Raw genomic sequence first — 11542 nt, forward strand, 5'->3', positions numbered from 1 at the left:
TATTTTGATATTAATCTCCTTTTCTTTTTTTTTTTTTTTGATTTTAAAATAATCCTTTTCTGCCAATTAGAGGTTATATGGCAGAAGATTCTCTATTAGGTATTAAACCCATTTTAAACATAATAATGCCGGAAATTATTGAAAAGAGTATAAATAAGACGGTCATAATTAGTGAAAATAATAAGGTTTTGATTACAATTTTTTTAAGATTAAGGCTATAGAGACTTTTAAGAACGTATGCGATGTATATTATGGAAATAGGAAATTGAATCCAGAGAATCAAGAATATATTTTTTATGGTTAGAAGTAGTGGTAAAGTAATAAAACTTATAACCATAGTAATATGTGAATACGCGTATAAATGGATTACAAAATGTTCCGTTAGATTGTATTTTTTATAATTTAAGAATACGAGTCTTGATATGAAGGCTAAAAACGGAATCGTTAAAAATGAGATCAGAGATTGATATTCAAAAGATAAATCTGAAGCTACTTTGGAGACTTCAATTTGATTAGTATCAATAAAAACATTTGAGAAAATTGTGTCTTTGTATTTTCTTAAGACGAAAGTATACAAACTAGCAATAGTAAGAGAGATGGCGAAGTAGCTAAAAACATTTATATACCTTTTTCTAACTCCGTGAATATAACCATCAATTACATCTTTTGGTGTCGTAAACAGGTATATGAATGTTCTAATAAATGAATTATCAAGATTTAGAAAACGATCACTAAATTCCTGAGTCAGGTTTTTAAAAGTAATTCGTTTCGTTATCTTTTTAGCTCCGCAATCTGGACAAAAAGAGTAGTTGTCAATTTGGAAACCACAGTTTTTACAATGATTTATGTTAGTAAGGTTGTTACTCATTATTGAAGATCTCTCTTTATTTTTTCTATTAACTCTTCGGGTGTTTTAAAAATTACAAACTCGCCATTTTTGATATATGACATTTGACCTGTTTCTTCACTGACTATAAGAGCTAACGCGTCGGTTTTTTCTGTTATACCTATAGCAGCTCGGTGTCTTAATCCAAAACGCAAAGGGATGTCTCTATCATTAGTTACAGGTAGAATGACACGAGTAGCCACAATCCTATTGTCATCTACAATCATTGCGCCATCGTGTAATGGACTATTTTTATAAAAAATACTTTCTATAATCGGGGTTTTTACCAAAATATCCAATTCATCACCAGAGGTTTTTACAAAATCCAGAGAAGTATTTCTTTTAATTACGATTAGAGCTCCTGTAAAAGTGGTTCCCATTTTTTGACAGGCTTTTACAATTGCGGTTACATCGGTAAGACTATCTTCTGGAGTGTCTCTTATAAATTTTAGTTGTCGAAGAAATTTCCTTCTTCTTCCGAAATTTGTGGAGCCAATCATTAATAGAAACTTTCGAATTTCCTGTTGGAAAACAACGATTAACGCAAACATTCCTACACCAATAAATTCTCCTAGTACACTACTAAGCATCTCCATAGCCAGAAACTGTGTAAGTTTCCAAACCAGATATATCATTACAATACCGATAAAAATATTGATGGCTGCGGTTCCTTTAACCAACTTATAGATATAGTACAGTAGTAGTGCTACGAGTACGATATCCAGGATATCTAATATTCTAAGGTTGATTAAATCCAAATATTGGGAGTTTTTGTAAAAATAGGAAAATTAGTGAAACTCTGATTAGAAAATCCGCCAAAGGCGGAGCATTCGAATTAGTTGGTTAAGATTGTTCGTAATACTTATTAGTAAGAGCAATACATTCCGTTGCTTCTTTTACATCATGTACTCTTAGGATCGAAGTCCCTTTAAGCAGCGCTATGGTGTTTAATGAGGTTGTTCCGTTTAATGATTCTGATGGGTTAATGCCTAAAGATTTATAAATCATAGATTTTCTTGATACACCTGCTAAGATTGGTAACCCTTGAAACTTTAACAAGTCCAGCTTTCTAAGAAGTTCAAAGTTCTGATCGATATTTTTTGCAAAACCAAAACCAGGATCAATGATAATATCATTAATACCTTCTTTTCTTGCTTCAGCTACTTTTTGAGAAAAATAAAACTGAATATCTTTTATTAAGTCTTCATATTGATTTAACGATTTCATAGTTTGCGGAGTACCTTTCATGTGCATCATGATGTATGGCACTTTAAGTTGTCCAACAGTTTGAATCATGTTTTTGTCCAGATTTCCGGCCGAAATATCATTAATAATTGCAGCCCCTGTATCAATACATTGTTTTGCAATTTCGCTTCTAAAGGTATCTATCGATAAGATAGCATCCGGAAACTTGGAGACAATTAATGCTACTACAGGTAAAATTCTTTTCTCTTCTTCTTCAATAGAAATGTGATCTGCACCGGGTCTTGAGGAATAGGCACCAATATCTATAAAAGTAGCTCCTTCCTGAAGCATTTTTTCTACCTGATGTAAGATTTGTAATTCGTCTTTGTATTTTCCTCCATCATAGAATGAATCTGGTGTTAGATTTAAAATTCCCATTACTTTTGGGGAGGAGAGATCTACCAGGAAACCTTTGCAATTAATAGTCATATAAGAGTTTATACTATATTTTTAATGTTTATTTGGTATAATTGCCATATTAAAGCGAAATTTACGCAAAATTCAACAGTTATATGCAAGATACGTCAACACAATATGACGCGGTAATCACGAAGTGTCGTGATCTGTTTATTAAGAAAATGAAAGATTATGGCAGTGCCTGGAGAATCCTTAGATTACCATCACTTACAGATCAGATTTTTATAAAAGCACAACGTATTAGAAGCTTACAAGAAAATGCTGTAAGAAAAGTAGATGAAGGAGAAGTTTCTGAGTTCATTGGCATCATAAATTATAGTTTGATGGCTCTAATTCAGTTAGAGGAAGGAATTGCAGAACAACCTGATTTGTCTACAGAAGAAGCTACGGGTCTGTATGATAAGCATATAGAGATCACAAAAACATTGATGATGAATAAAAATCATGATTATGGTGAGGCTTGGCGTGATATGCGAGTAAGTTCACTCACGGATTTAGTTATTCAGAAATTACTTCGTGTTAAACAAATTGAAGATAATAAGGGTAAAACACTCGTAAGTGAAGGTATCGATGCTAATTATCAAGATATGATTAACTACGCTGTTTTTGCAATGATTCACTTAGGTGAAGCAGAATAATTTGTGATTTTATAAAATACTGTTAAACTAAAAGCAACAAGATATAAAGCTATTATCTTGTTCGAAATAAATTATAATTACCTTTTAAAATGAAAATACTCGTTGGTTTTTCCAGAATATTTGTAGCTGCTCTTTTTTTATTTTCAGGATTTATTAAACTTAATGACCCGTTAGGATTCTCGTACAAGCTTCAAGAATACTTTAGCGAAGGAGTGCTAAATATGGAGTTTTTAATTCCGTTCGCATTATTAATGGCAGTATTCTTATGTGTTTTTGAAATAATAGTAGGAGTGACATTATTGTTAGGATATCTGCCAAAATTTACTGTATGGTCCTTATTAGGTATGATTGTCTTTTTTACGTTTCTTACCTTTTATTCAGCTTATTTTAATAAGGTAACAGATTGTGGTTGCTTTGGAGATGCATTACCATTGACTCCTTGGGAGTCTTTTACAAAGGATGTTATTCTGCTTGTATTTATTTTGATTTTATTCTTCGGAAGAAAATATATAACACCAATCTTACAGGAGTCTTCTCATAAATGGATTGTGTTTGCTTGCTTTACTGCTTGTTTAGGATTTGCATATCAAGTATTAATGCATTTACCAACTTTTGATTTCAGAGCCTATAAAATAGGAACAAACATACAGGAAGGGATGTCAGTTCCTGAAGGAGCTCCAGAAGCAGCGTTTGAATATTTTTGGAAATTCGATATAGATGGCAAAGAAGAAATCATAAAAACCAGTGGTGAATATCCACAAGTTAATGGTAAATATATAGAGGTAGAAACTAAAATGATTAATGAAGGATATATTCCACCTATTCATGATTTCGCAATAGAAAAAGATGGTCAGGATTATACCACGGAGTTTCTAGAAAAAGAAAATGTTGTCCTTATTATTATGTATAATCTTTCTAAAAGTGAAGGAGAAGGAATGAATGCCATGAAAGGGCTTACTGATAAAGCTTTATCTCAAGGTTATGATGTAATAGGACTTACAGCATCTTCTCCTCAGGAAGTTTCTCAGAAAAAAGAACAATATGACTTGAGTTTTGATTTTTATAGCACTGATGAAACTGCGCTTAAAACCATCTTACGATCTAATCCGGGAATCGTAAAATTGAATAAAGGGGTCATCACAGAAAAACTGCACTGGAATGATGCAGATAAATTAATTTTAGACAAGGTAAAACGATCAAAGCCAATTATTAAGGAAGCAGTAGAAGTGGAAATGGACACCCTATCGGTTGATACTTTATCTATAGATTCAGAAAAATCTAATTAACGATGATTAAATACTTCTATAAATTTGGGTATGCTTTACTTACTTTACTAGGAGTAATTACTGTGATTTTTTTATTATTTACTATTCTTCCGGGCGACCCAGCACAAATGATGATGGGGCAGAACGAAAATAAAGAGCAGTTAGATATCATAAATAAAAAATATGGTTTCGACCTTCCTATCCGTACCCAATATCGCTATTATCTAAATGACCTTTCACCAATTTCATTTCATAGTGCCAAGGAAGATGATTTCTCTTATTTCGATACTAAAAAATATTCTGGAGTTTCATTATTTACTATAGGTGCTATAAAAACAGTCTTTAAGTATCCTTATCTTAGAGAATCTTTTCAGAAAAACGGAAAAAAAGTAAGTCAGGTAATCAAAGAAACTTTGCCTAATACAGCTGTGCTGGCAGTGTCGGCAATTTTGATAGCTATATTTCTGGGTATTTCCATGGGAATGGTTAGTGCACTGACTAAAGATAGATGGCCTGATCGATTAATTCAATTGGTGAGTACCATAGGAATGAGTGTCCCTTCTTTTTTTAGTGCTATTATTTTTGCCTGGTTATTTGGATATGTATTGCACGAATATACCAATCTTAATATGACCGGAAGTCTGTATGAAGTGGATGATTTTGGAGAAGGAACATATATTCAGTGGAAAAATTTAATACTACCGGCAATAGTTTTGGGAGTTCGACCATTAGCAGTAGTTAGTCAATTAATGAGAAATTCTTTATTAGAAGTAATGAGTCAGGATTATATAAGAACAGCTAAAGCAAAAGGTTTATCATTACACCAAGTAATTAGAAAGCATGCATTAAAAAATGCTTTGAATCCAGTTGTAACAGCAATTTCAGGATGGTTTGCATCCATGTTAGCAGGAGCAGTATTTGTAGAGTATATTTTTGGATGGAATGGACTGGGGAAAGAGATAGTAGATGCGTTAAACACATCAGATCTTCCTATTATTATGGGAGCGGTAATTGTGATCTCTTCAGTGTTCATTCTAATCAATATATTTGTAGATATTATTTATAGATGGTTAGATCCTAGAATTCGGGTGTAATTATCATGCTTTTAAATTGTAACCAAATAGTAACCACACACATAAATTAAAATTAATGAGAGCAAAAATTGTAGCAGGAAACTGGAAAATGAATAAAAACCTGGCAGAGACCGGAGTTTTACTTTCTGAGCTAAAAACAAAACTCAAGGAAACACCAGATGCAAAAATCATTGTAGCGCCAACATTTACAAATTTATATTATGCTTTTGAAGAGCTTAAAGGGTTTGATATCGAGGTAGCTGCACAAAATATGCATCAAGCGGAAAATGGAGCGTTTACCGGAGAAATTTCTGCAGATATGCTAAAAAGTACCGGTGTAGAAACCGTTATATTAGGACATAGTGAACGTAGAGCATATTTTGGAGAAACGGATGCATTGCTAGAGGAAAAAGTAAATACAGCGTTAAAACACGATATGACAGTTATCTTTTGTTTCGGAGAAGAATTAGAAGATCGTAAGGCTGGTAACCATTTTGATTTGGTAGAGAGTCAGTTAAAAAATGCCTTATTTAAACTTGATGCAGATGCTTGGAAGAATATTATTTTGGCGTATGAGCCAGTTTGGGCAATAGGAACAGGAGAAACAGCAAGCCCAGAACAAGCACAAGAAATGCATGCGTTTATTCGTAAAACGATAGCTAATGCATTTAGTGCAGAAATTGCAGAAGAAGTTTCCATACTATACGGAGGAAGTGTAAAACCTGCTAATGCAAAAGAGATTTTTGCTAAGCCTGATGTAGATGGAGGATTAATAGGCGGAGCTGCTTTAGATCCTGAGAGTTTTGCTGCTATAGCAAATTCATTCTAAATAAAGTTTTGGATAATAAATAATTAGGTATTCGTTTGCGCGAATACCTTTTTTTTGTTGGTCAAAATAGTAACTTTGCAACTTAATTTTAAATGATGATGACAACAACTCCTATATATATTGGCTACTACTTTACTATTGCGCCTTTACAGCCGGCAACAGAAATTTTGATTGCAGAATTAGGTTATGCAGGTTTCGAGAGCTTTGTAGAAACTGAAAAAGGAGTAGAAGCCTTTATTCAAAAAGAGGAATGGAGTGAAAATATCTTGAATGACATTCATGTCTTGAATTCAGATGAATTCGAGATAACATATACTTCAGAAGAAATAGAACAAGTAAACTGGAATAAAGAGTGGGAGAAAAACTTCACTCCCATTATGGTGGATAATATCTGTAGTGTACGAGCCCCATTTCACGAAAAACCGGAGGTGGCATTTGACATTGTAATAGAACCTAAAATGTCTTTTGGTACAGGTCATCACGAGACGACTCACATGATGATTCAGCATTTGCTAAAGAACTATTTAGAAGGCAAAAAGGTGTTGGATATGGGCTGCGGGACTGGAGTTTTGGCAATATTAGCAGAAATGAAAGGGGCAAAACCTATAGATGCTATTGATATTGATAATTGGTGTTATCTGAATACAATCGAAAATGTGGAGCGCAATAATTGTAAGCATATCACCGCTTATGAAGGTGAATCGTCATTATTAATAGATAAGAAATATGATGTGGTAATTGCTAATATCAATAGAAATATACTGCTAAATGATATTTCTGTATATGCCGGAACATTGACTCCAGGAGGGAGTCTTTTTCTAAGTGGTTTCTATAAAGAAGATTTAGAGATGATTACCAAAGAGTGTACTGCTCATAATTTAGAACTTCAAGAAAGTTTTAATCGAAATAATTGGATAGCAGCTAATTACAGGTTAAAATAATCTAATAGACGATTAATTTTTCTTTTCGAAATAGTATATTTGTATAAAATTAATGTGATGAGCACTCAAGAAAAGGTTTTAGAGGAGGTTTTAGAAAAAACGGTAGAGAAAAATAATAATGAGATTGTGTTGTATAACGATGATGTCAATACATTTGATCACGTAATTGAAACTTTGATCTATACGTGTGAGCATACACCAGTACAGGCAGAACAATGCGCAATGCTAGTTCATTATAAAGGTAAATGCACAGTAAAAACAGGGGTTTACGAAGAATTAGTTCCTAGGTGTTCAAAGTTATTACAGGCAGGCTTAAGCGCAGAAATCGTCTAACCATAATTATATTTGTAGGAATAATCGTTCAATAAAATTGCTTATTGAACGATTTTTTTTGTCCGAAAAACAAAATTACGGTTATAACATAATGATAGTAAGGTCTTGAGATGTTTTGTAAATTATGTTATTCATCGAAAAAACGTTATTGTATTGATTAATATTTAAGGATTATTTGGTTTTGAAGAGAATAATTCAGCATATTAACTTTTTTTAATAAAAAATTATCATATCTTTGGATTGGAAAAATTGTACGCCCCAAAACTTTCTTATTGATTTTTAAGCTAGCGCAATTCGTTGGTTTTGAATGTACTCTCCCAAAATAATTTATACAAACTCAACACATTTTTACAATGAAAAGAATTAAATTCATAGCACTTTGTGCTATCGCAGCAGGTCTTGTTACATCTTGTCAAAAAGAAGACATTTCTACAGAAATCGATACAGTAAACAAAGAAGTTTCTAAAGAAGTAAAACTACAATTAGAAGCAATTGGAGTGAATTCTGATAATGCTACCATACAAACTAGAACATTTTTAGATGGTTCTGAAGTTTCAGGAGTTAGATCAGGTGATTATTTTTCTACTCTAGAAAATCTTATGAATACTCCTGCTTTAGGAACTGGCGAAGCTAACACTAAGCAATATAGGACTAACAACTTGGTGACAGGTTCTAGTAGAACGATTGATATTATTGGCTATACAGGAAATAATAGTAATGGTTTGAATAGTAAAGAACAAACAGGATTGCAATGGGCAGTTAATAATTATAATAGATTGAATTTATCAGTTAGTTTTAGATTAACTTTTGGTACGGATTATCAATCTAAGGATATGGTAGTTTATCATGATCCAAATGAAGAAGCTGCAGGAGAGCAAGGAGGAGTTGCAGGATTTCCTGACTCACAGGGAAGACCAAATAAGTGGGTTGCAATTTACGGTTTAGGAGGGTATTCTAATAATGTAAATGAACACGTAATTACACATGAGATTGGTCATTCTATTGGTTTCCGTCATACAGATTGGTTTAGCCGCCAAAGTTGTGGGCAGTCTGGAGAAAGTGCTGGATCTGATGGAGCTATCCATATCCCAGGAACACCAACAGGATATGATTCTACTTCTATTATGTTAGCATGTTTCAGTACAAGTGCTGATGGTGAGTTTAATGGGAATGATGTAACCGCATTAAATTACCTGTACTAATAATAGTGTATTCTATAATTTAATTAGATAGATAAGAGCCCAACTTTAGTTGGGTTTTTTTTATGTTCTTTTTTGTAATTATGGTTTTAAGAATACAATTTTAAAACATTCGATTTCATTACTTTTTTTAAAATAAAGTACGGCAAAACATCCATTAGTATTTTTTTAACATTTTTTAGTTAAAAATTTATGACATATAAGAAAAAACCTACAAGTCTTTGTAAAAAAAGAATTGCTTTAGATTTGTTAGATATCATTGATGCCGCTATGGTTTTTTACTATATAAGGAATATATATAATGATAATCTTGATGCATTTAATCGGTTTTATCGTGTAATTTGAGGATGTATATTTGTTAAACAAAACTTCAATTTGTTGAATTTAATGTATGTATTTTGCAGATAACCAGAGAATAGTTTAAATAATTAACTGATTTTTAAAAAAAATTATCATATCTTCAGCCCGCTTAAATTTTAAAAAGGTTCAAAGCATTACTAAATTTATTTCAACAAAATAGATACTGTAGTAGATCTATATTTGTTTAATAGTAACTACACAAACTCAACTTTTTAAAAATGAAAAAAATCAAATTTTTAGCGCTTTGCGCTATCGCAGCTGGTGTCGTAACATCTTGCCAAAAAGACGAAATCACCAACGAAACACAACCTGAAACTGCAGCAGTAACTAAAGCTCATCTTAATGCACTCGCCGAAGCAGGTGTTAATATAGACGGAGCAGAATATGTTACATTTAAAGGTCTTCCAGGAGATCCAGTTGTACAAGGTGTTAAATCCGGAGATATCTTTATTTCTAATGCAGATTTAGATTCAGGAGCTCAGAAATTGGGAGTAACTGAAGATGGAGCTAACAAACAATACAGAACCAACAATCTGGTTACCGGTTCTAATCGTAGCTTTAGAGTCGTTGGATACACAGGATCTTGTTGTGCATTAACAAGCAAAATGAGAACTGCATTACAGTGGGCTGTTAACAACTATAACAGACTAAATACTTCTCTTAACTTATCACTCGTTTTTCAAAGCAACTTTAACAATACTGATATGGTTGTTTATAATAATGGTGCCGGTGGTGGAGGTGGATCTGCAGGATTCCCTTCTGGAGGTCAGGCTTTTAAAAGAGTACAGATTAATGCTGGTACTGATTCTTTTAGTACAAACGTTGTAGAGCACGTTATGACTCATGAGATTGGTCACTCTGTTGGTTTCCGTCACCAAGACTGGAGATCTCGTCAGAGTTGTGGTCAGAACACTAATGAAGGTACGGCTGGAGTAGGAGCAATCTTAATCAATGGTACACCTAGTTCTGATAGAGCAGATTCTATTATGTTAGCTTGCTTCGGTTCTGGAGAGGACGGAGAATTCACAAGTACAGATATTACTGCTTTAAATGTTCTTTACTAAAACTAAGTAAGTACATATTATAATAAAATCGTTGAACCTTTTTATAGAACCATCCGTCTTAGACGGATGGTTTTTTTATAATGAATATTATTTAAGTGCATGATTACATGTTAATTATAATTATATAGTCAAAATAGTAAAATTATAATTTATCTATCCTTTTGGGATGTTTTATTGAATTATATTTACGGTTTACCCATATTTTCAATAAATAATTCAAAATTTTCATCAATACATTGAAATAAATGTATATATTTCTAATCGCAAAATTTTTTAAAAAGTTCAAAGCTTTAAATAAAAACATTTGCATACAGAATAGGTTTTTTAAATCTACTTTGTCGTATAAATACACAAACTCAACAATTTAAATGAAGAAATTAAAATTTTTAGCGCTTTGCGCTTTGGTATCTGGTGTTGTAACATCGTGCCAAAAAGAAGACTTTTCAAGTGAAGCACAACCCGAATCTTTAGAACTTAACAAAAGCCTTCAGGATGCTATGTGGAAAGCAGGAGTAAATCCAGGTAATGCAACAATAGAAACAATCAAACATTTAGATGGTGTCGAAAAACAAATTGTTTTATCTGGAGATATCAGTTTGGATCTCGAACAGCTCGAACAAGGGGTTTATGCATTAGGTAATGCTGAAGATGGTAATAATAAGCAATACAGAACCAATAACCTGGTAACAGGTTCTAATAGAACTATTGATATTCTTGGATTTACAGGTAGCGGTAATGCGTTAACAAGTAATATGCAAACAGGTTTACAATGGGCTGTTAATAATTATAACAATTTAAGTACTACCTTAAATTTTAGATTAACTTTTGGGACTAATTTCCAAGCAGCTGATATGGTAGTATATAATAATAATGGATCTGGAGCCGGAGGGCAAGCAGAATTTCCTAGTGGAGGAAGACCAGGAAAGTTTATCCAGATTTTAAATGGAACAGGTACTTTTGGTGGTAGTAATGTGAATAATGTAAATGAGCATGTGATCGGACACGAAATAGGTCATGCCTTAGGTTTCAGACATACAGACTACGCTCGTAGAAGATGTGACAATAGTAATGAAGGAGCTTCAAGTGTTGGAGCGATTAATATTCCTGGTACTCCAACTGCTAATCAGTGGGGACAAAATGGTTTAGATTCTGATTCTCTTATGATTTCTTGTTTTGATGGAAGTGAAGATGGAGAATTTAGCAGCATAGATATTGTAGCTTTAGAATTTCTATATTAATAATAATATAAAATATAAGCTTTGAACTTTTTATTATACCATTCCGAATCAGTT

General features: G+C 32.7%; 12 protein-coding genes. 9 read left to right on the forward strand and 3 right to left on the reverse strand.

The window, feature by feature from the left end; genetic code table 11:
* Positions 1–73: 73 nt before the first annotated feature.
* The 3 genes from Q0910_RS11190 to folP all read right to left on the reverse strand — a co-directional run bounded on the left by Q0910_RS11190 (position 74) and on the right by folP (position 2560).
* Positions 74–868, reverse strand: coding sequence for a DUF3667 domain-containing protein (locus Q0910_RS11190; protein WP_299216049.1), 795 nt, complete (start codon positions 866–868; stop codon positions 74–76).
* Positions 868–1644 carry a diadenylate cyclase gene (locus Q0910_RS11195; protein WP_299216052.1) on the reverse strand — a complete coding sequence of 259 codons (777 nt, stop codon included), beginning with the start codon at positions 1642–1644 and terminating at the stop codon, positions 868–870. The genes Q0910_RS11190 and Q0910_RS11195 overlap by 1 nt, the downstream gene beginning before the upstream one ends.
* A gap of 85 nt (positions 1645–1729) precedes the next feature.
* Positions 1730–2560 (reverse strand): dihydropteroate synthase, encoded by an 831-nt coding sequence (folP, locus tag Q0910_RS11200; protein ID WP_299216055.1) that lies wholly within the window; start codon positions 2558–2560, stop codon positions 1730–1732.
* An 83-nt stretch (positions 2561–2643) separates the two neighbouring features.
* Between folP and Q0910_RS11205 the strand changes: the two genes are divergently transcribed.
* From Q0910_RS11205 to Q0910_RS11245, 9 genes are all read left to right on the forward strand, one after another.
* Positions 2644–3186 carry a DUF1599 domain-containing protein gene (locus tag Q0910_RS11205; RefSeq protein WP_299216058.1) on the forward strand — a complete coding sequence of 181 codons (543 nt, stop codon included), beginning with the start codon at positions 2644–2646 and terminating at the stop codon, positions 3184–3186.
* A gap of 89 nt (positions 3187–3275) precedes the next feature.
* The gene (locus tag Q0910_RS11210; RefSeq protein WP_299216061.1) at positions 3276–4472 is read left to right on the forward strand and encodes a BT_3928 family protein; all 1197 of its coding nucleotides are present in this window, start codon (positions 3276–3278) and stop codon (positions 4470–4472) included.
* A gap of 2 nt (positions 4473–4474) precedes the next feature.
* A complete protein-coding gene (locus Q0910_RS11215; protein ID WP_299216064.1) occupies positions 4475–5545 on the forward strand; it encodes an ABC transporter permease in 1071 nt (356 codons plus the stop codon).
* A gap of 55 nt (positions 5546–5600) precedes the next feature.
* A complete protein-coding gene (gene tpiA / locus Q0910_RS11220) occupies positions 5601–6353 on the forward strand; it encodes a triose-phosphate isomerase (RefSeq protein WP_299216067.1) in 753 nt (250 codons plus the stop codon).
* Between the two features lie 98 nt (positions 6354–6451).
* On the forward strand, positions 6452–7294 hold the full coding sequence (prmA, locus tag Q0910_RS11225) for a 50S ribosomal protein L11 methyltransferase (protein ID WP_299216455.1): 843 nt from the start codon (positions 6452–6454) through the stop codon (positions 7292–7294).
* A 57-nt stretch (positions 7295–7351) separates the two neighbouring features.
* Positions 7352–7627: an ATP-dependent Clp protease adaptor ClpS gene (locus Q0910_RS11230; RefSeq protein ID WP_118461178.1), complete on the forward strand. Its 276-nt coding sequence runs from the start codon at positions 7352–7354 to the stop codon at positions 7625–7627.
* A gap of 353 nt (positions 7628–7980) precedes the next feature.
* Complete coding sequence (locus Q0910_RS11235) at positions 7981–8829, forward strand: M57 family metalloprotease (RefSeq protein ID WP_299216070.1); 849 nt, start codon at positions 7981–7983, stop codon at positions 8827–8829.
* 575 nt (positions 8830–9404) lie between these two features.
* The gene (locus Q0910_RS11240; protein ID WP_299216073.1) at positions 9405–10250 is read left to right on the forward strand and encodes a M57 family metalloprotease; all 846 of its coding nucleotides are present in this window, start codon (positions 9405–9407) and stop codon (positions 10248–10250) included.
* A gap of 368 nt (positions 10251–10618) precedes the next feature.
* Positions 10619–11488: a M57 family metalloprotease gene (locus Q0910_RS11245; protein ID WP_299216076.1), complete on the forward strand. Its 870-nt coding sequence runs from the start codon at positions 10619–10621 to the stop codon at positions 11486–11488.
* Positions 11489–11542: the final 54 nt, after the last annotated feature.

Source organism: uncultured Aquimarina sp. (genome assembly GCF_947495315.1).
Taxonomy (GTDB): domain Bacteria; phylum Bacteroidota; class Bacteroidia; order Flavobacteriales; family Flavobacteriaceae; genus Aquimarina.